Origin of the sequence: Pseudomonas sp. R1-18 (assembly GCF_051132095.1) — a bacterium.
GTDB lineage: Bacteria > Pseudomonadota > Gammaproteobacteria > Pseudomonadales > Pseudomonadaceae > Aquipseudomonas.
Genome location: NZ_CP071658.1, coordinates 1,216,966 through 1,238,392, shown reverse-complemented (window position 1 = coordinate 1,238,392; position 21,427 = coordinate 1,216,966). Strand labels below are relative to the sequence as shown.

At 60.8% G+C, this 21,427-nt stretch carries 14 protein-coding genes; 5 read left to right on the top strand and 9 right to left on the bottom strand.

What is annotated here, in order from left to right:
* Positions 1-8: 8 nt before the first annotated feature.
* Positions 9-1,841, top strand: a complete 1,833-nt coding sequence (locus J3P77_RS05675; RefSeq protein WP_434680214.1) for an ABC transporter ATP-binding protein — start codon at positions 9-11, stop codon at positions 1,839-1,841.
* A 100-nt stretch (positions 1,842-1,941) separates the two neighbouring features.
* Here J3P77_RS05675 and J3P77_RS05670 read toward each other — a convergent pair whose 3' ends face one another.
* On the bottom strand, positions 1,942-3,072 hold the full coding sequence (locus J3P77_RS05670; RefSeq protein WP_434680213.1) for a GNAT family N-acetyltransferase: 1,131 nt from the start codon (positions 3,070-3,072) through the stop codon (positions 1,942-1,944).
* A 273-nt stretch (positions 3,073-3,345) separates the two neighbouring features.
* On the opposite strand from J3P77_RS05670, the gene J3P77_RS05665 reads away from it, so the two are divergent.
* Positions 3,346-4,641, top strand: coding sequence for a putative porin (locus J3P77_RS05665; protein ID WP_434680212.1), 1,296 nt, complete (start codon positions 3,346-3,348; stop codon positions 4,639-4,641).
* Positions 4,642-4,857: 216 nt separating this feature from the next.
* On the opposite strand, the gene J3P77_RS05660 is transcribed toward J3P77_RS05665, so the two are convergent.
* The 4 genes from J3P77_RS05660 to fadD2 form a co-directional block, all read right to left on the bottom strand.
* Positions 4,858-5,979, bottom strand: a complete 1,122-nt coding sequence (locus J3P77_RS05660; protein WP_434680211.1) for a beta-ketoacyl-ACP synthase III — start codon at positions 5,977-5,979, stop codon at positions 4,858-4,860.
* A gap of 219 nt (positions 5,980-6,198) precedes the next feature.
* A complete protein-coding gene (gene hrpA, locus J3P77_RS05655; RefSeq protein WP_434680209.1) occupies positions 6,199-10,110 on the bottom strand; it encodes an ATP-dependent RNA helicase HrpA in 3,912 nt (1,303 codons plus the stop codon).
* 239 nt (positions 10,111-10,349) lie between these two features.
* Complete coding sequence (gene fadD1 / locus J3P77_RS05650) at positions 10,350-12,047, bottom strand: long-chain-fatty-acid--CoA ligase FadD1 (protein ID WP_434680208.1); 1,698 nt, start codon at positions 12,045-12,047, stop codon at positions 10,350-10,352.
* Between the two features lie 340 nt (positions 12,048-12,387).
* Complete coding sequence (gene fadD2, locus J3P77_RS05645; protein ID WP_434680207.1) at positions 12,388-14,076, bottom strand: long-chain-fatty-acid--CoA ligase FadD2; 1,689 nt, start codon at positions 14,074-14,076, stop codon at positions 12,388-12,390.
* 200 nt (positions 14,077-14,276) lie between these two features.
* Between fadD2 and J3P77_RS05640 the strand changes: the two genes are divergently transcribed.
* Positions 14,277-15,221: a lysophospholipase gene (locus J3P77_RS05640; RefSeq protein WP_434680204.1), complete on the top strand. Its 945-nt coding sequence runs from the start codon at positions 14,277-14,279 to the stop codon at positions 15,219-15,221.
* Between the two features lie 41 nt (positions 15,222-15,262).
* A complete protein-coding gene (locus J3P77_RS05635; protein WP_434680202.1) occupies positions 15,263-15,733 on the top strand; it encodes a MaoC family dehydratase in 471 nt (156 codons plus the stop codon).
* A gap of 113 nt (positions 15,734-15,846) precedes the next feature.
* Here J3P77_RS05635 and ccoM read toward each other — a convergent pair whose 3' ends face one another.
* The 3 genes from ccoM to J3P77_RS05620 all read right to left on the bottom strand — a co-directional run bounded on the left by ccoM (position 15,847) and on the right by J3P77_RS05620 (position 16,690).
* Complete coding sequence (gene ccoM / locus J3P77_RS05630; RefSeq protein WP_306085281.1) at positions 15,847-15,957, bottom strand: cytochrome c oxidase subunit CcoM; 111 nt, start codon at positions 15,955-15,957, stop codon at positions 15,847-15,849.
* A gap of 142 nt (positions 15,958-16,099) precedes the next feature.
* Positions 16,100-16,258 carry a hypothetical protein gene (locus J3P77_RS05625; protein WP_434680200.1) on the bottom strand — a complete coding sequence of 53 codons (159 nt, stop codon included), beginning with the start codon at positions 16,256-16,258 and terminating at the stop codon, positions 16,100-16,102.
* 93 nt (positions 16,259-16,351) lie between these two features.
* A complete protein-coding gene (locus tag J3P77_RS05620; protein ID WP_434680198.1) occupies positions 16,352-16,690 on the bottom strand; it encodes an aspartate-semialdehyde dehydrogenase in 339 nt (112 codons plus the stop codon).
* A 216-nt stretch (positions 16,691-16,906) separates the two neighbouring features.
* Here J3P77_RS05620 and rapA point away from each other — a divergent pair, with 216 nt between their 5' ends.
* Positions 16,907-19,753, top strand: coding sequence for an RNA polymerase-associated protein RapA (rapA, locus tag J3P77_RS05615; RefSeq protein ID WP_434680197.1), 2,847 nt, complete (start codon positions 16,907-16,909; stop codon positions 19,751-19,753).
* 318 nt (positions 19,754-20,071) lie between these two features.
* Here rapA and J3P77_RS05610 read toward each other — a convergent pair whose 3' ends face one another.
* Positions 20,072-21,421: a spinster family MFS transporter gene (locus J3P77_RS05610; protein WP_434680196.1), complete on the bottom strand. Its 1,350-nt coding sequence runs from the start codon at positions 21,419-21,421 to the stop codon at positions 20,072-20,074.
* Positions 21,422-21,427 lie beyond the last annotated feature (6 nt).

Genomic DNA, 21,427 nt, shown 5'->3' with positions numbered 1-21,427 from the left:
CACAGCCAATGCTTTATCGTCGTTTTGAACAGCTGATTGATACTTTCCGAGAAGCGCCAACCGCCTCCCCTCCCAATACCGTCTTCGCGTTCTACCTCTACTACCTGCGCCAGGTCTGGCCGAGTTTCACCGCCTTGCTGGTCGTCGGCCTGATCGCTTCGCTGATTGAAGTCGCGCTGTTCAGCTACCTGAGCCGCATCATCGATCTCACGCAAACCACGCCGGCCAAGGATTTCTTCAGCGTCCACGCCGGCGAACTGACGTGGATGGTGGTCGTCACGGTAGTGCTGCGGCCAATTTTCGTAGGCCTGCACGACCTGCTGGTCCACCAGACCATCAGCCCCGGCATGACCAACCTGATTCGCTGGCAGAACCATAACTACGTGCTCAAGCAGAGCATCAACTTCTTTCAGAACGACTTCGCCGGCCGTATCGCCCAGCGCATCATGCAGACCGGCAACTCGCTGCGCGACTCGGCGGTCCAGGCGGTGGACGCGCTCTGGCACGTGCTGATTTATTCGATCAGCGCCATGGTGCTGTTCGCCGAGGCGGACTGGCGACTGATGATCCCTCTGGGTATCTGGATCGTCGCTTACATCCTGTCGCTCGTTTACTTCGTGCCCAGGGTCAAACAGCGCTCGGTGGTCTCGTCGGATGCGCGTTCCAAACTGATGGGCCGCATCGTCGACGGCTACACCAACATCACCACGCTCAAGCTGTTCGCTCACACCGACTACGAGCAGAAATACGCTCGGGAAGCCATGCACGACAGCACCGTGAAAAGCCAGCTTGCAGGCCGCGTAGTGACGTCGATGGACACGGTCATCACTTCCATGAACGGCGTGCTGATCGTCAGCACCACCGGGCTTGCGCTGTGGCTTTGGACCGAATCGCTGATTTCGCTGGGCGCCATCGCCCTGGCAACCGGTCTGGCGGTGCGCATCGTCAACATGTCGGGCTGGATCATGTGGGTGGTCAACGGCATCTTCGAGAATATCGGCACCGTGCAGGACGGCCTGGAAAGTATCGCCCAGCCAGTCAGCATTACCGACAAGCCCAACGCGCCACCGTTGAAGATCGACAAGGGCGGCGTGCGCTTCGATGCTGTCGATTTCGGCTACGACAACGGCAGTGGAATCATTCACAACCTGAACCTGGACATCCGGCCAGGCGAGAAGATCGGTTTGATCGGCCCTTCCGGGGCAGGCAAATCGACGCTGGTCAATCTGCTGTTGCGCATGTACGACGTGCCGGCCGGGCGGATTCTCATCGACGGACAGGATATTTCCGAGGTGACCCAGGAAAGCCTGCGCGCGCAGATCGGCATGATCACTCAGGACACGTCGTTGCTGCATCGCTCGATCCGCGACAATCTGTTGTACGGCAATCCTGGCGCGACCGATGAGCAGTTGTGGGAGGCCGTGCGCAAAGCGCGTGCGGATGAGTTCATACCGCTACTGTCGGACTCCGAAGGCCGCACCGGTTTCGATGCCCATGTGGGTGAGCGCGGCGTGAAACTGTCCGGCGGCCAGCGCCAGCGCATCGCGATCACTCGGGTGCTGCTCAAGGATGCGCCGATCCTGATCATGGACGAAGCGACCTCGGCGCTGGACTCGGAAGTCGAGGCTGCGATTCAGGAAAGCCTGGAAACGTTGATGCAGGGCAAGACGGTCATCGCCATCGCCCACCGCCTCTCGACCATCGCCAGGATGGATCGTCTGGTGGTGCTGGAAAAAGGTCGCATCGCGGAAATGGGCACCCATGCCGAACTGCTCGCGCATGGCGGGTTGTATGCAAGGTTATGGCAGCACCAGACCGGCGGGTTTGTGGGGGTGGATTGAACCCCGACACCCTCGGTAGGAGCGCGCTTGCCCGCGAGCGGCTGCGTAGCAGTCGTATTGTCTGCGAACGCTGCGCGCTCGGTCGCGGGCAAGCGCGCTCCTACTCCGTTACATGCCGATACGGCAACGCCGCTCGTGCCTCTTCGGCATAGGCCAGAACGCCCACTCGTTCCTGCTCAAGAAAGTCACTCACGGCGTTTTTCAAGCCTGGGTGCGTCAGGTAGTGCCATGAGCGGGTAATCTGCGGTTCGAAGCCGCGTATCAGTTTGTGCTCGCCCTGAGCACCAGCATCGAAGCGCTGCAGACCCTGGGCGATGGCGTAGTCCATGCCCTGATAGAAGCAGGTCTCGAAGTGCAGCCGGTCGAATTCCGCCAGACATCCCCAGTAGCGTCCGTAAAAGCTGCCGCCGCCCACCAGGCTGAACGCCATCGCCACGGGCCGCGCGCGTTGACGAGCCAGCACCACGCGAATGGATTCGGGCATGCGTTCGCCCAGCAGGCTGAAGAACTCACGCGTCAGGTAAGGCGCCTGGCCGCGGACTTCGTAGGTATTGGAATAGCAGGCGTAGACGAAGTCCCATAACGCCTCGCTCATCTGCTGCCCTTGCAGCCACTCAAACTCAATCCCCTGGCCCGCCACCTGCTCGCGTTCCTTGCGCATCTGCTTGCGCTTGCGCGAACTCAAGGCGTCGAGAAAATCCTGAAAATCCCGATAGCCGCGGTTGTGCCAGTGAAACTGACAGCCAATGCGCTGTAACCAGCCCGGCTGGCTCTCCATCAGCGCATCGGCGGCCGGATCGGTGAAGTTCATGTGGGCGCTGGACAGGCCCTCGCTGTGCAGATAGCCCGGCAGACCTTCAAGCATTTGCATGCCGCGCTCGGGTGTCGCGGACAACACACGTGCGCCACTGACGGGGCTGAACGGTACTGCAACCAGCAACTTGGGGTAGTAAGCGATACCGGCGCGACGGCAGGCATCGGCCCAGGCGTGATCGAACACGTATTCGCCATAGGAATGCCATTTGCGATACGCAGGCAACGCGGCAACCAGCTGATCGCCTTCGTAGTGAACAACATGCTCGGCACGCCAACCGGAACGCGGGCCTAGGCTGCCGCTGTCTTCAAGGGAACCGAGAAATGCGTGGCGCAAAAATGGCTGGCCATCGGTGACCAATGCATCCCAGTCGGTGGCTGCAATGGTGCTCAGGCTGTCGACGATCTGGACGGGCATGTGATTTCCCAGGGTTGGCAGGCAGTACGCCGAGTATCACTCATTGACCGCAATAGTTCACCGAATAACGCCCCAACCGCTCTAGGTCAAGTATTTCAGCTCGGCAACATTGTCATGGTCATGACATTACTTTGCCACTTCGCTGTCATGACGGGCCGCAATACTGGCGCCTGTTTTTGAACCGGGGGCCTTTTGGCCTCTGATGGGGTGTCCTGATGAAGGACAGATTTGCCGGGTGGCGAGAAGCCGCCCGCTCATGTAGTGGAGATTGATATGCGTCCTGTTTACAACCGTACTGCAGCCCGGACCGCAGCCGCCCTGTGTGGTGGCCTGGTCCTGGCCATGAGTCTTCCGGCCAACGCCGCAGTCGACGCAAAACTGTTGGAGATGCTGCGTGCCAATGGCTCCATCAACCAGGCTCAGTACGCTGAATTGCAAGTCGAGCTGGCGAAAGATCAGCAGGCTGCCGCAGCCGCGCAAACCGCCAAATCCCAGACCATGAGCGATTTCGAGAAGAAAGTTGCCTGGGCTGCCAAGACTCAGCTCAAGGGTGACGTTCGCCTTCGTCAGGAAAACATCGACATCGCCGGCGAAGCCGACAACGGCGGTCGCGACAAGGATCGTCAGCGTATCCGCGCACGCCTCGGTGCCTACACCGAGATCAACCCGCAGGTAGACAGCGGCATCCGTATCGCTACAGGTGGCGGCAACGATGCCCGCTCCACCAATCAGGATCTGGACGGCTATTTCAGCAAGAAATCGATTTGGCTGGACCAGGCCTACATTGACTACCACCCTGACGCGATCGACAACCTGCACATCATCGGCGGCAAGATGAACCAGCCGTGGGTAAGCATGGGCGACGTGATCTGGGATGGCGACATCAACCCCGAAGGTCTGGCCCTGACCTACAAGCTGCCGCTGGCAGGCAAGACCGAACTGTTCGGTAGCGCCGGCCACTACACCTTGAAAGACAACGTTGACGGCAACGGCGTGGAATTCAAGAACGACCTGCGTCTGTACGCAGGCCAACTGGGCATCAAGTTCGCGCCGGTCGATGACCTGAAAGTCACGCTCGGCGGTAGCGTGTACGGTTATGACAACGATACGGACAGCGCGTGCGGCACCGCGACCACCACGCCTTGCGCCTTGGCGGTCAACGGCAACAGCACTGAAGAGTTCCGCCTGTACGAAGGCTTCGGCCAGGTCGACATCAGCGGCCTGCCATTGCCGCTGGCGTTCTACGGTCAATACGTGGTCAACGACGAATCCACCGACGGTCACGATACCGCCTGGCTTGCCGGCTTGAAGACCAAGGTGTTCGGCTTCGCTCTGGACTACAACTATCGCGACGTGCAGCGTAACGCCGTGGTGGGTGCCTTCACCGACTCCGACTTCGCCAACGGCAACACCGGTTCGCGCGGTCACAAGTTCAAGGTCGGTTATGAAATCGACAAGAACTTCTCGCTGGGCGCTACCTACCTGATGGCCGAATCCGACTATGCCAGCCGTACTCGCACCGACGCCGACGTAGACATCCTGCAACTGGATGCAGAAGTGAAATTCTAAGCAACACCGCTGCAGAGCAACCAGGCTCGGCGTTGACCTGTCGGATCCCCATCATCCGTTCGACAGGTCAGCGCCGGGCTTTTTTGTTGATCGCGCTGCAAGTTTCGCTTGTAGGAGCGCGCTTGCCCGCGACCAACGATGACGCGGTTTGCCTGATGAAACCGGGATATGCCTGTCGCGGGCAAGCGCGCTCCTACAGGGCGAAACCTTCCGGCATCAGCGTTTGCGCAGGATCACGCTGCCAATCGAATAGCCCGCGCCGAACGAGCTCAGCACACCTAGCGCGCCGCTGGGCAAGTCATCCTGGTAGCTGTGGAATGCGATCACCGAGCCCGCCGAGCTGGTATTGGCATAGCGGTCGAGAATCACCGGTGCTTCTTCGACCGTCGCTTCGCGCCCCAGCAGTTTCTTCACGATCAGATGGTTCATGCTCAGGTTGGCCTGGTGCAGCCAGAAGCGCTGAATGTCGCTGACATTCAGCCCCGCCTCTTGCAAGTGCGCTGCGATCAGCTCGGCGACCATCGGGCAGACTTCCCGGAAGACTTTGCGGCCTTCCTGGACGAACAGTTTGTCCGGTGCATCCTGGCCGTCATCCGACGTGCGATTCAGAAAGCCGAAGTTGTTGCGGATGTTGTTGGAGAACTGCGTCAACAGCTTGGTACCCAGCACATCGAACTGGTTGGCGGAAGTCGCCAGCTCGGCGCGTTCCACGACAACAGCAGTTGCGCCGTCGCCGAAAATGAAATGGCTGTCACGGTCGCGGAAGTTGAGGTGCGCGGTGCAGATTTCCGGGCTGATGACCAGAACGGCCCGGGCCTGACCCAGTTGCACGCTGTTGCAGGCGGCCTGGATACCGAAGGTTGCCGAGGAGCAGGCCACGTTCATATCGAAACCGTAACCCTGCACACCGAGCGCTTCCTGGATTTCGATGGAGATGGCCGGGTAAGCGCGTTGCAGGTTTGAGCAGGCGACGATCACACCGTCGATGTCGGCGGCCGTCTTGCCGGCGCGCTGCAAGGCCTGACGCGCGGCGGTCACGCCCATTTCGCAGAGGATGGACCACTGGTCGTTGCTGCGTTCCGGCAGGTTCGGCTTCATGCGCTGTGGGTCGAGGATGCCGGCCTTGTCCATGACGAAGCGGCTCTTGATCCCGGAAGCTTTCTCGATGAAGGCGGCACTGGACTCGCTGAGCGCTTCGACCTCGCCGCGCTCGATGGCTGCGGCGTTGTCGTCATTGAACTGAGCGACATAGGTATTGAAAGACTCCACCAGCTCTTCGTTGGAGATGCTGTTGGCCGGAGTAAACAGGCCTGTGCCGCTGATGACGACGTTGTACACGGTCGTTCCTCTCTTATTGGTCGATGCCGATGAAGGCTTGTCCGGACACGGTAAATGGCTGCCCCGGCAAGTTGGGAGCAGACTACCGAGGCGCGTGAAAAAAACGGCCCCGAAGGGCGATTTCAAACCTTTCTGACGATTGCAGGTGCGAGCGCGAAGTGTGCCATACCGCCCGGTTTTGGCGCTATCGACGCTGCCCGATTCAATGGAGCTTAGTCATCAGCTTTCGACCAGGCTCCATTGCTTGGCCAGCCGCTTGTCGGACACCGGCATGCGCGTCCCCAGTTGCTGGGCGAACAGCGACACGCGGTACTCCTCCAGCCACCAGCGATACGCCGCCAGTTCCGGGTCGCGCTTGCCTTCCTGCGCATGCTTGTCGGCGCGCGCCTGATACTGCGCCCACAGCCCGCTTAGTTCTATGCTCCAGACGCGGTCCTTCTGCAGCTGGCCGGGTAATTTCTCAAGACGCATCTCGATGGATTTCAGGTAGCGCGGCAGTTCCTTGAGCCACTGCGCCGGGGTCTCGCGGACGAAACCCGGGTATACGAGCTTGCTCAGCTGAGCTTTTATGTCGTTCAGGGCCACAGCCTGTGCCAGGTCGATCTTGCCCTTGAAGCGTTTTTGCAGGCCGTGCCACAGCTTGAGAATTTCCAGAGTCAGTCTGGCCAGACGCTCGGCGTGCTCGGCCCAGTCGCCGCGCTTGCGCTCGGCGAGCGACAAGAGACCCGCACCGTCACGTGGCAATTCGGTCTCGCCTTCCAGCACGCAGCTATCGAGGCTGGCGAGCAGAATGTCTTCGATGAGCGCGTCTATCCGTCCCAACTCGCGGTACAGCAAAGCCAGCTCGGTCTGGCCCGGCAGCTTGCCGCGCAGGAATTTGGCAGGCTCCGCGAGTTGCTGCAACAGTAGACGCTGCAAGGCGCGGCGATGCTGGAATTGTGCTTCGGCCTGAGTGGAAAAACGCCCTTCCTTGACGACGCCGCCCTCTTCCACCAACGCCGGGTAGACCGTCATGGACAGGCCGGCAATGTTCTGTTGGGTCTTTTGCGCGACCGGGGCAAACACCTTGGCCTCCACCGGCTGCTGGCTTTTCGCGCTCTGCGGTACGGCGAGCGCGGCCTGGCTGGCCTCGGCAAAGCGCGCCGTCAGTTCGGCCAGATCGCGCCCTTCGCCGAGGAATTTGCCGCTGCCATCGACGATTTCCAGATTCATCTTCAGGTGGCTCTCTACCTGCTGAGCCGCTTCGGCCCAGGCTTCGTCCGACACGCGCGCGCCGGTCATGCGCAGCAGCTCACGTCCCAGCGCCTGCGACAGCGAGCCTTCACCGAAAGTCATGCGTTGCAGCGCGGCCCGGACGAAATCCGGCACGGGCACGAAGTTCTTGCGGATCGCCTTGGGCAGGTTACGGACCAAGGCAATGCATTTGGTTTCGAGCAGGCCCGGAACCAGCCATTCCAGGCGCTCGGCGGGCAGCGACAGCAACAGCGGCGCCGGAACCCGCAGGGTCACGCCGTCACGCGGGTGGTTGGGCTCGAAATGGTAAGTGAGCGCCAGAGTGAGATCGCCCAGGCGCAGCGTGTCGGGGTATTGCGCCGCAGTCACCTCGCTGGCTTCACGGGCCAGTACGTCCTCTTCGCGCATGATCAGCAACTGCGGATTCTTCTGGCTTTCGGTCTTGTACCAGCTGTCGAACGTCGCGGTCTGATAGATTTCTGCGGGGATGCGCGCTTCGTAGAAACTGTACAGCGTGTCTTCATCAGCCAGAATGTCGCGGCGCCGAGCCTTGGCTTCCAGCTCGTCCAGCTGTTCGAGCAGCCGCGTATTGGCGCTCAGGCACCTGGCGCGAGACTGAATGTCGCCACGCACCAGCCCCTCGCGAATGAACAGCTCGCGGGACACGACCGGATCGATCGGGCCGAAGTGCACAGGCCGGCGCCCGACCACAATCAGGCCGAACAGTGTGATCTGTTCAAAGGCCACCACCTGGCCGCGTTTCTTTTCCCAGTGCGGCTCGAAGTGATTCTTCTTGATCAAATGCCCGGCCAGCGGCTCGATCCAGTCGGCATCGATCTTGGCGACCATGCGCGCATACAGCTTGGTGGTTTCGACCAGCTCGGCGGTCATCAGCCACTGCGGGCGTTTCTTGCCCAGCCCGGACGAAGGATGAATCCAGAAGCGTCGCTGCCGCGCGCCGAGGTAATCGCCCTCTTCGGTCTTCTGGCCGATCTGGCTGAGCAGGCCGGAGAGGATCGCCTTGTGAAACTTCGGATAGTCAGCCGGCTCTTTGTTTATCGCCAGTTGCAGGTCGCGACAGATCAGGCTCAGCTGGCGGTGCGAGTCGCGCCACTCGCGCAGTCGCAGGTAATTGAGGAAGTTGCGACGACACCAGTTGCGCAGCGGGCTCGACGTCAGCGCCTGGCGCTGTTCCTCGAAGCCGCGCCACAAGTTGACCAGCCCGGCGAAATCGGAATCCGCGTCCTTCCATTGCGCATGCGCCTGATCGGCGGCCTGCTGACGCTCCGGCGGCCGTTCGCGCACGTCCTGCACGGACATGGCGCTGGCCACGATCAACACTTCCTGAAGGCTGCCCTGTTTCGCGGCTTCCAGCAGCATGCGGCCGATGCGCGGGTCCACCGGCAAGCGGGCCAACTGGCGGCCCAGCGGCGTGAGCTGGTTTTCGCGGTTGACCGCAGACAGTTCCTGCAGCAGGTTGAAACCATCGCTGATGGCCTTGCCGTCCGGCGGCTCGATGAACGGGAAGTCGGTGATCTCGCCCAGGCGCAAGTGCAGCATTTGCAGGATCACCGCCGCCAGGTTGGTGCGCAGGATCTCCGGATCGGTGAACTCAGGCCGGCTGAGAAAATCCTCTTCGCTGTACAGGCGCACGCAAAGCCCCGGCTCGACGCGTCCGCATCGACCCTTGCGCTGGTTGGCGCTGGCCTGGGAAATCGCTTCGATCGGCAGGCGCTGAACCTTGGCGCGATAGCTGTATCGGCTGATGCGCGCGGTGCCGGTATCGATAACGTAGCGAATACCCGGAACAGTCAGCGAGGTTTCAGCCACGTTGGTGGCCAGGACAACGCGGCGCCCCGGGTGCGACTGGAAGATCCGCTGCTGTTCGGCTGGCGACAGCCGTGCGTAGAGTGGCAGGATTTCCGTGTGCTTGAGCTGCGCCTTGCGCAGCATTTCGGCAGCGTCACGAATTTCCCGCTCGCCTGGCAGGAACACCAGCACGTCACCGGGCGTCTTGCGCTCGCTGCGCTCGAAGGCCGCCAATTCGTCGAGCGTGGCCAGAATCGCCTGGTCCACGGTCAGATCGTCCTCGACGCTGTTGCCCTCTTCGTCCTGCTCGCTGGTCAACGGCCGGTACCAGGTGTCCACCGGGAACGTCCGGCCCGACACTTCGATGATCGGCGCATCGTTGAAATGCTCGGAGAACCGCTGCAGGTCGATAGTCGCCGAGGTGATGATGACCTTCAGGTCGGGACGACGTGGCAGCAGTGTTTTCAGGTAGCCGAGCAGGAAGTCGATGTTCAGGCTGCGTTCGTGGGCTTCGTCGACGATGATCGTGTCATAGCGTTCAAGAAAACGGTCGTGCTGGGTCTCGGCGAGCAGGATGCCGTCGGTCATCAGCTTGATGAGCGTATTGCTGTCGCTCTGGTCTTCGAAGCGCACCTGATAGCCGACCAGCCCGCCCAATGGCGTGGCCAGTTCGTCCGCGACCCGGCTGGCGACGCTGCGCGCAGCGATCCGGCGCGGCTGGGTATGGCCGATCAAGCCATGCTGACCGCGCCCGATTTCCAGGCAGATCTTCGGCAACTGCGTGGTCTTGCCCGAACCGGTTTCACCGGCGATGACCAGCACCTGATGCTTGAGGAGCGCCTCTTTGATCTCGTCGCGCTTGGCGGCGATGGGCAGGTTGTCGTCGTAGCGAACCGTCGGCACGCTGTCGCGCCGGGATACAACCTGCGCGCACGACGCCTGGACCTTCGCGACCCACTGCGCCAGTCTGGCCTCGTCGGGCTTCTTGCGCAGCTCATGCAACTGGCGACGCAGACGATGCCGGTCGCTGATCATCGCGTGGTCGAGATTTTTCAGGAGTTGTTCGATGGATGGCGATTCGTCGGTCATCGGGTGCGCAGAGTCTTTTTGAATGGCAGGCGCGGATTGTCGCAGATTGCAGCAAACAGAACGACCCGCGAGCAGATGCGGGGCCTGTCACTCCGCCTCGCCAGCAAGCTGGCTCCCACGGGATCGCAGCACGTGCTCTGAGCTACGCCCCAGATGTTGGACACCAGTCCACCATCAGGGGCGCAGCTTATGCACCTGTGGGAGCCAGCTTGCTGGCGAAAGCTAACCGGAAAAAAGCATCAAGCCTGTTGCGTCTGCTTGAGCTTTTTCAACTCCTGATCGCGCAGCTCGCGGCGCAGGATCTTGCCAACGTTGGTGGTCGGCAGCGTATCGCGGAACTCGACACTGCGCGGCACTTTGTAGCCGGTCAGGTTGGCGCGCATGTGCTCCATGACCTGCTCCTTGGTCAGCGTGACGCCAGGCTTGGGCACCACGAAGATCTTGATCGCTTCGCCTGATTTTTCATCCGGCACGCCGATGGCCGCGCATTGCAGCACGCCCGGCAGCGTCGCCAGTACGTCTTCCAGTTCGTTGGGGTAAACGTTGAAGCCGGAAATCAGGATCATGTCCTTCTTGCGGTCGACGATCCGCATGTAGCCATCCGGCTGGATAACCGCGATATCGCCGGTCTTGAGCCAGCCCTCGACATCGAGGATTTCATCGGTGGCGTCCTGGCGTTCCCAGTAACCTTTCATGACCTGCGGCCCCTTGATGCACAGCTCGCCAACTTCACCGAACGGCAATTCCTCGCCTGCATCGTTGATGACCTTGCACAGGGTCGAAGGCACCGGAATACCGATGGTGCCCATCTGTATGCTCTGGCTCGGATTGACCGACGCGACCGGGCTGGTCTCGGTCATACCGTAGCCTTCGCAGATCGCGCAGCCGGTCACCTGCTTCCAGCGTTCGGCCGCGGCTTGTTGCAACGCCATGCCGCCGGACAACGTGACTTTGAGCGCCGAGAAGTCGAGGTTGCGGAACGCCTCGTTATTGCACAGCGCCACGAACAGCGTGTTGAGGCCGACGAACCCGTTGAACTTCCACTTCGAAAGCTCCTTGACCATGGCCGGCAGGTCGCGCGGGTTGCTGATCAGCACGTTGTGGTTGCCGATCAGCATCATCGCCATGCAATGAAAGGTGAAAGCATAGATGTGATACAGCGGCAGCGGCGTGATCAGGATTTCGCAACCTTCATCGAGGTTGGAACCCATGAGCGCCTTGCACTGCAGCATGTTGGCAATCAGGTTGCGATGGGTCAGCATCGCACCCTTGGCCACGCCGGTGGTGCCGCCGGTGTACTGCAACACCGCGACGTCGCCGCTGGCTGGCGATACTTCGTTGACGGGACGTCCACGGCCCTTGGCAAGAATGTCATTGAAACGGATGGCCGCGGGCAGATGATAGGCCGGCACCATCTTCTTCACGTACTTGATGACACTGTTGACCAACAGGCGCTTGAGTGGCGGCAGCAGATCGGCCACTTCTGTGACGATGACGTGCTTGACCTGGGTCTTGGGCACGACCTTTTCGGCCAGGTGCGCCATGTTGGCCAGACAGACCAGCGCCTTGGCGCCTGAATCCTTGAACTGGTGTTCCATTTCTCGCGCGGTATACAGCGGATTGGTATTGACCACGATCAGACCGGCGCGGATGGCACCGAACACGGCGACCGGGTACTGCAGGACATTAGGAAGTTGCACCGCGATACGGTCGCCCGGTTGCAGGTCCGTATGCTGCTGAATCCAGGCCGCGAACGCGCCGGACAGCTCGTACAGCTCACCGTAGGTGATGGTCTTGCCCAGATTGCTGAAAGCGGGTTTATTGGCGAAACGCTGGCAGGACTGCTTCAATACCGCCTGGACGTTGGGATACTCATCGGGGTTGATATCGACAGCGATACCGGACGGGTATTTATCCTTCCAGAAGTTTTCGATCATGCAAGCCGGCTCCGTAGCGACAGCGAATTCTTCACACCGCTGTAGGCGATGAATTTCTTGTGTTTTTGGAATGTGCAGTAGACGCTTCTGTGCTTGATGACAGGTCAAAAAGCGCGCCGAGAGTAGCAGCTTTGCCAAAGGCCGCCTAGGGGCAAACAAGCCCTCACCAGTCACATTAATGACTCAAGAACAACATCAGGTCACAGCTAGAGCAATCAATCTATTTGTCGCCAATCCGTCTGAAAACGCTGCTCCAGACCGGCTGAGCATGGGGCCTGCGGGCCAGCGCTGAAGCGCCGGCCCCGGATGGAAATGCAGTTATCTATCGGGGCGTGCGCCTTCAGGCATGGTCTCTCAGCTCCCGGCGCAGAATCTTGCCCACCGGCGTCATCGGCAGCGAATCTCGCAGAACGATGTGTTTGGGCACTTTGTAGCCGGTGAAATTCTCTTTGCAGAACGCCTTGAGCTCTTCGACCGTGACGCCCGCTTCTCTGGGAACCACGAACAGCTTGACCGCTTCGCCGGAGCGCTCGTCCGGCACGCCGATGCAGGCGCAGTTGGCAACTTTGGGATGGCCCATGACCACGTCTTCGATTTCGTTGGGGTAGACGTTGAAACCCGAAACGATGATCAGGTCTTTCTTGCGGTCAACGATGCGAACGAACCCGTCCGGATCAATCACCGCAATATCGCCGGTCTTGAACCAGCCGTCAGCATCCAGCGCTTCGGCTGTGGCCTCGGGACGATTCCAGTAGCCTTTCATGACCTGCGGCCCCTTCACGCACAGCTCGCCGCGCTCGCCCAGCGGCAGGTCTGCGCCGTCATCACTGATGACTTTCATCGCGGTGCCCGGCACAGGAATGCCCACCGACCCCAGGCGCGCCAGCTCACCATAAGGATTGGCACTGGCCACCGGCGAGGTTTCCGTCAGACCGTAGCCTTCGACGATTCGGCAGCCGGTGATCTGCTGCCAGCGCTCGGCGGTGGCCTTGACCAGCGCGGTACCGCCGGAATTGGTGGATTTGAGCCCGGAGAAATCCAGGGTCTTGAATTCGGGGTGGTTCATCAGCGCCACGAACAGGGTATTGAGCCCGATCATTGCCGAGAAGCGCCATTTACGCAGCTCCTGAATGAAGCCGCCAATGTCGCGCGGGTTGGTGATCAGCACGTTGTGATTGCCGCTGATCATCATGCACATGCAATTGGCCGTGAATGCGTAGATGTGATAGAGCGGCAGCGGCGCGATCATCACTTCCTTGCCTTCCTCGAACCAGGCGCCGCCTTCGGGACGATGCTGCAACATGCACGCGTAAACCTGTTGCATGTTGGCGACCAGATTGCCGTGGGTCAGCATCGCACCCTTGGCCAGACCGGTGGTGCCGCCGGTGTACTGAAGCACGGCGATATCGTCCAGTTGCTGCGGCACAGGTCTTGGCTGATGCGCGGCGCCCAGTTTCAGCACGCTCTTGAAGCTCACCGCCTGAGGCAGGTGATAGTCGGGCACCATCTTCTTGACCTTGGCGACGATGGTGTTGATCAGCCAGCCCTTGAGCGCGTGCTGCATGTCGCCCATCCGCACCTCGATCAGGTATTGCAGATCGGTGTCGGGCAACACTTCCTGCACGTGCTTGCCAAAGACGTTCAGGTAGACCAGCGCCCTGGCGCCCGAATCCTTGAACTGATGGCGCATCTCGCGCGCGGTGTACAGCGGGTTGGTATTCACCACGATCAGACCGGCGCGCATCGCGCCGAATACAGCAATCGGGTACTGCAACAGGTTCGGCATCTGCACGGCGATCCGGTCGCCGGGCATCAGCTCGGTGTGTTGTTGCAGATACGCGGCAAAAGCAGCGGAATGACGTTCCAGCTCGGCGTAGCTCAAGGTCACGCCCATGTTGCTGAACGCAGGGCGATCCGCGAACTTCTTGCAGCAGCGCTCGAAGACTTCGATCACCGACGCGTAAGAGTGCAGATCAAGATCACAGCTCACGCCCGCCGGGCGTTTGTCATTCCAGAAATCGGGTTGCATTGTTGTTGTCCTCTTCCCTGATTGTGCCGGACCATTTCAAGTCGGAATCTGCGGACGTTAGCAGCTAACACAAGGAAGGCAAACAGTCCGCATTGCGTCATCATTGTCGTGAATCTTGCGTGCAGTCCGCCTGTCATTTGCCTTGGGCTATACACTGTGGGAGCACAACGTCCCGTTTCGCCCCGGACATTGGAAATGCCATGAAACATAAAGCCTTCTGGCTTGACGCCAGTGATCACACTCGGTTGTTCGTCAATGCCTGGTTGCCCGTGGCCGCGCCCAAAGCGGTGGTCATGTTGTCCCACGGCATGGCCGAACACAGCGGCCGGTATGCCCGGCTGGCAACGGCACTGTGCGGCGCCGGATTTGCGTTGTATGCGCACGACCAACGAGGCCACGGAAAGACCGCTGCCCAAGGCCTGCCGGGGCATTTCGCGGACAGCGATGGCTGGAACAAGGTAGTGGATGACCTGGCGAATCTTGCCCAGGCTGTGGGCGAAAGGCATCCGGGGCTGCCGATGTTCCTGCTGGGTCACAGCATGGGAAGTTACATCGCCCAGGCCTGGCTGATGCACCACGGCGCCAGTCTGCAAGGGGCGATTCTCAGCGGTTCGAATTACAATCCGGCTTCGTTGTACCGCAGCGCCAGGCTTATCGCGCGTGTGGAGTCGTTGCGACAGGGCAAGACCGGCCGCAGCGCGCTGATCGACTGGTTGTCGTTCGGGTCTTTCAACAAGGCGTTCAGACCCAACCGCACGCGTTTCGACTGGCTCAGTCGCGACCCGGACGAGGTGGACCGCTACATCAGTGATCCGCTGTGCGGCTTCAGATGTACCAATCAATTCTGGATGGACCTGCTTGGCGGGCTGCAGAAAATCAGCAAGCCCTCCAACCTGGCACAGATCGATCCGGGCCTGCCGCTGCTGATAATTGGCGGCGAATGTGATCCGGTAAGCGATGGCAAGCGTCTGAAGGGTCTTGCCCATGTATTGGCTCAAGCCGGTCACCGGGCGCTGCAACTCAAGGTTTACCCCCAGGCGCGGCATGAAGTGTTCAACGAACTGAACCGCGAGGAAGTAACCCGCGACCTGATCGACTGGCTGCATCACGCCCTCGAACAACCCCGCCCGCCCCGGGCCGAATGAGCCCGAGGCAACCTAATTTTTTTGTATTTCAGGACAGCGACATGACCCAGATCACCAACACGCCTTACGAAGCCCTTGAAGTCGGTCAGACCGCCAGCTACAGCAAGACGGTCCAGGAACGCGATATTCAGCTGTTCGCCGCCATGTCCGGCGACCTCAACCCCGTCCACCTCGACGAAGAATATGCCTCCAAGACCATGTTCAAGGAACGTATCGCCCATGGGATGTTCAGCGGTGCATTGATCAGTGCTGCCGTCGCCTGTGAGCTGCCTGGGCCGGGCACGATTTACCTGGGTCAGAAAATGAGCTTTCAGAAGCCTGTAAAGCTGGGCGATACCTTGACCGTGCGCCTGGAAATTCTGGAAAAGATGCCCAAATTCCGCGTCCGAATCGCCACCTGCGTGTTCAATCAGAATGATGAACTGGTTGTCGACGGTGAAGCGGAAATCCTCGCCCCGCGCAAACAGCAGACCGTCGAGCTGACTGAACTGCCGGCCATCACCTTCGGTTGAGGCCTGCCGCCTGGCCGACGCCTTCGCGTGCGCCGGTCCCACAGGCGGGCAAAAAAAGGGCAACCGAAGTTGCCCTAAATGCCTTGCGTGCTCTTGTTGTGGAAGGGTGAGCCTTACTTGCGTTTGTGCGAGTCCTTCCAGATGAACAGCCCGAAGCCTGCGAAGAAGACGACCATCAGGCCAACGGTAACGACACCTGCCACCACCACATTGTCCAGAAACATATCGTCGCCTCCTGCAAGGCTCCCGTTCGATGGAGCGAGACTACCCGCAACCACGCGCAGGACAATTGACCTGGATCACGGATTGATAAGTGTGCGGGAACGGGGCGGGAACGGCTGACGCAGGTCAACGGACCGGGAGGGTTCAGCGTTTTTTCGGCTTGCTCTTGGGCTTCTTCTTGCGACCCAGCGGCATGGCCTGCTCGAAGGCGCTGCGCACTTCGTTCAGGCGTTTGTCATTCAGGTCGTGGATACGCTTGGCGCGCTCAGCGCTCAGATCGATCAGTTTTCCATCTTCGCTCATGGCTTGCAGCTCTCGACACACGGGATCAAAGCCAATAATGCGCAAACCCGACGACATTGACCAGCGACGAGGCATGCCGCGCCGTGCCCGCGGTCATACCTGAATGTCGACCCACAGCCCCTGGCGAGGCTCGTCGTCGATCAGTGCCGCCACTGGAACAGTGTTATCGGCATTCAGAAACTCACCCTGCATCGCGACCGTTTCCGGCGATTCATCCGACTGCTCGTGGTGCGAGCGCTGTTGCTGCTGACGCTGCTGCTCCTCGCGCAACATCAATGCGCTGCGCTCTGCGTCGTCTCTGCGCAGATCGATGGTGCTTTCGCCGGTGCCGGGCTGCACCGGTGCCACGGGCGGAATGTCCGGCACACGCTTGGCCGGGTCCATCTGGGCCGTTATGGGCACCACACTCAAAGGGAGCATTGGTTGCAGCATGAAACTGTTCTCCTGTTATCGGGCCTTCGGCAGCCGTTTCGTCGACTTGGAGCCTGCGATGCGAAACTTTTCGACTATGTTTGAGGCATTTGGTGCCCTGGGTAAAGGCATTTACCGCATGGAGGGCTTGTAACGGCTGTTTTTCGATTCCGCCTTTGGCCTTCCCGGCGCGTTCCGTTAACATAGTCGGCTTTTTCAAGGCGGGAGACAGGCAGCATGGCGCAGCAGTATCAACCGGGGCAACGCTGGATCAGCGACAGCGAAGCCGAGTTGGGTTTGGGCACCGTTCTGGCACAGGACGGCCGCTTGTTGACCGTACTCTATCCGGCCACTGGCGACACGCGCCAATACGCGTTGCGCAATGCGCCACTGACCCGCGTGCGTTTCTCGCCGGGTGACGTGATCACGCACTTCGAGAACTGGAAAATGACCGTGCGTGAAGTCGACGACGTCGACGGCCTGCTGGTCTATCACGGCCTGAACGCGCAGAACGAAGCGGTGACACTGCCGGAAACCCAGCTGTCGAACTTCATTCAGTTCCGCCTCGCCACTGATCGCCTGTTCGCCGGGCAGATTGACCCGCTGGCCTGGTTTTCCCTGCGCTACAACACGCTGGAGCACACCAGCCGTCAGTTGCAGTCCTCGCTCTGGGGCTTGGGCGGAGTGCGTGCGCAGCCTATCGCGCATCAGCTGCACATTGCCCGCGAAGTCGCCGACCGCATTGCGCCGCGGGTTCTTCTGGCTGACGAAGTGGGCCTGGGCAAGACCATCGAAGCCGGTCTGGTGATCCACCGGCAGCTGCTGTCGGGTCGCGCCAATCGTGTCCTCATCCTGGTTCCGGAAAACCTCCAGCACCAGTGGCTGGTGGAAATGCGCCGCCGCTTCAATCTGCAGGTCGCGCTGTTCGACTCCGAGCGTTTCATCGAAAGCGATGCCAGCAACCCGTTCGAAGACACCCAACTGGCGCTGGTCGCGCTGGAATGGCTGGTCGAGGACGAGAAGGCACAGGACGCGCTGTTTGCGGCGGGCTGGGACCTGATGGTGGTCGACGAAGCGCATCACCTGGTCTGGCATGAAGACAAGGTCAGCCCTGAGTACGGTCTGGTCGAGCAACTGGCCGAGGTCATTCCCGGCGTCCTGTTGCTGACCGCGACCCCGGAACAGCTTGGCCAGGACAGCCACTTCGCGCGCCTGCGCCTGTTGGACCCCAATCGTTTCCATGATCTGAAGGCCTTCCGCGCCGAGAGCGAAAACTATCGCCCGGTGGCCGAAGCCGTCCAGGAGCTGCTGGACAAAGGCGTGCTTTCGCCGCAAGCCAACAAGACTATCCACGGTTTCCTCGGCGCCGAGGGCGAAGCGCTGGTCGCGGCTGTGAATGCCGGCGACGAGGAAGCCAAGGCTCGACTGATCCGCGAGCTGCTGGACCGTCACGGCACCGGCCGCGTGCTGTTCCGCAACACCCGCGCCGCCGTGCAGGGTTTTCCGGAACGCCAGCTGCATCAATACCCGCTGCCCTGCCCTGACCAGTATCTGGAACTGCCGCTGGGTGAACATCCCGATCTGTACCCGGAAGTGAGCTTTCAGGCGCAATCCGAACTGGATGAAGAAGAGCGCTGGTGGCGCTTCGACCCGCGCGTTGACTGGCTGATCGACACGCTGAAGATGCTCAAGCGCGTCAAGGTGCTGGTCATCTGCGCCCATGCCGAAACGGCCATGGACCTTGAAGACGCGCTGCGCGTGCGCTCCGGTATTCCGGCCACGGTGTTCCACGAGGGCATGAACATTCTGGAGCGCGACCGTGCCGCGGCTTATTTTGCCGACGAGGAATTCGGCGCGCAGGTGCTGATCTGTTCGGAAATCGGCAGTGAAGGCCGCAACTTCCAGTTCGCTCACCATCTGGTGTTGTTCGATTTGCCGTCGCACCCTGACCTGCTCGAACAGCGCATCGGTCGCCTCGACCGTATCGGTCAGAAGCACACCATCGAACTGCACGTGCCATTCCTGGAGCCAAGCCCGCAAGCGCGGCTGTTTCAGTGGTACCACGAGGCGCTCAATGCGTTTCTCAACACTTGCCCGACCGGCAATGCGCTGCAGCATCAATTCGGCCCGCGCCTGCTGCCGCTGCTTGAAAGCGGCGACGACGATGAGTGGCAGCAGTTGATCGACGAAGCCCGCGCCGAGCGCGAGCGTTTGGAAAGCGAACTGCATACCGGTCGCGACCGTCTGCTGGAGCTCAATTCCGGCGGCGCCGGCGAAGGCGAAGCGCTGGTAGAGGCCATTCTGGAGCAGGACGACCAGTTCTCGCTGCCGATCTATATGGAAACCCTGTTCGATGCGTTCGGTATCGACAGCGAAGACCACTCGGAAAACGCGCTAATCCTCAGGCCGAGCGAGAAAATGCTCGACGCCAGCTTCCCGCTGGGTGACGACGAAGGCGTGACCATCACCTACGACCGCAATCAGGCGCTGTCGCGTGAGGACATGCAGTTCATTACCTGGGAACACCCGATGGTCCAGGGGGGCATGGATCTGGTGCTGGCCGGTTCGATGGGCAACACCTCGGTGGCGCTCATCAAGAACAAGGCGCTCAAGCCGGGCACTGTGTTGCTGGAGCTGATTTACGTCAGCGAAGTGGTCGCGCCGCGCTCCCTGCAACTGGGTCGCTACCTGCCCCCGGCCGCGTTGCGCTGCCTGCTGGACGCCAATGGCAATGATCTGTCAAGCCGGGTCTCGTTCAACACGCTGAACGACCAGCTCGAAAGCGTGCCGCGCGCCAGCGCCAACAAGTTCATCCAGGCTCAGCGCGATGTCCTGACGCCGAAGATCAACGCCGGCGAACAGAAGATCGCGCCAAAGCACGCGGAACGCGTGGCCGAAGCGCAGCGTCGTCTGGCAGCCGACACCGAGGAAGAACTGGCGCGCCTCACCGCATTGCAAGCGGTCAACCCGACCGTTCGCGACAGCGAACTGGTCGCCCTGCGCAACCAGCGTGAACAGGGCCTGGCAATGCTTGAAAAAGCGGCGCTGCGTCTGGAAGCGATCCGGGTGCTGGTAGCGGGTTAAACCCATCGCCAGCAAGCTTCCTCCCACAAGGACTGCGTCCGCGCTGAGCCTGTGGGAGGGAGCTTGGTCGCGACTGCGGTCTGCCTGATCCTGCTTTTTTGGCTGAAAGATTGCCTCGCCAGCAAGCTGGCTCCTACAAGGACCGTGGCATGCGCATGCGCTGGGCCAGTGGGAGGGAGCTTGCTCGCGACTGCGGTCTGCCTGATCCTGCTTTTTTGGCTGAAAGATTGCCTCGCCAGCAAGCTGGCTCCTACAAGGACTGCAATGCCCCGTGGGAGCCAGCTTGCTGGCGAGGCGTTGGTCCGGGCAACGGGTCCGTTATGCCGCCACGGGCTCTTCCGCCACCATCCTCGCAGTCATCCGCTGCGCGTCGCGGCTGAAACTGCGCGAGGCCTGGAACAGGAAGGCCAGTGTCAGTAGCAAGGCCGCAGGGATCAGGTACATCGCGTCGTGCAGGCCGATGGCCTTGAAGCTTTCGTTCATCTGCTCGGCACCTGCCACTGCCATCGCCGCCTGGGCGAAATGGTCGGACAGCAGCCCGACCACGACCGGCCCCAACCCACCACCCAGCAGATACAAACCCGCGAAGAACAGCGCCATCGCAGTCGCACGCAAGCGCGGCTCGACCACGTCCTGAATCGCGGTGTAGACGCAAGTATAAAAGTTGTACGCGAACAGCCAGCCGACACTGAATACCGCGACGAACACGCCAATCTCCACGCGTCCCGCATGCAAGGCATACCCGGTCGCCAGCGTTGCCACCAACATACTGAACGCAGCGAACAACAAACGGCCATTGGCCGAACGCTGATGCAGCTTATCGGCAATCACTCCGCCCAGTGTCAGACCAATCAATCCAGTAACGCCGACAATAACGCCTGTCGCGACCGCCGCTTCCTGCAAAGGCAGCAGAAAGTACCGCTGGAGCATAGGCACCATGAACGAATTACAGGCATAAGTGGCGAAGTTGAAGGTCAGGCCGCCTAGTACCAGCCAGCGGAACGTCGGGATGGACAGCACACGGCTGATCGGTCTTTCAATTTTCAGCTCAGACATGCGCACGCTTTCAGCCGCGCCGCGCTCAGGCTCGCGGATAAAAAAGATGAAGACCGCCAGAATCAGCCCAGGCACAGCCGCGATGAAAAACGGTGCCCGCCAGCTGTCGAACGCCTTGACCATTGCGCCAATGGTAAAAAACGCCAGCAGCAACCCCAAGGGCAAGCCGAGCATGAAGATGCCCATGGCCCGCGACCGACGGTGCGCCGGAAACAAGTCACCGATCAGGGAATTGGCCGCCGGCGCATAACTGGCCTCTCCGATACCAACCCCCATGCGCACCAGCAGAAAAGTCCAGAAACTGCCCACCATGCCGTTCACCGCCGTCAGCCCGCTCCATACGGCCAGTCCGCAGCCCATGAGTTTCTTGCGCGAACCGGTATCGGCAATGCGCCCCAGCGGCAAGCCGGCGATGGCGTATACCAGCGTAAAGGCCGTGCCCAGCAGCCCCAACTGAAAATCGCTGAGATGCCACTCAAGCCGAATTGGCTCAACGATGATTGCGGGAATGGTGCGATCGAAGAAATTGAACAGGTTGGCCAGAAACAGCAGGAACAGAACGCGCCAGGCATTGGCCGCTTGCGTGGAAGTATCCGTCAGAGGCTTGTGCATGAAGGT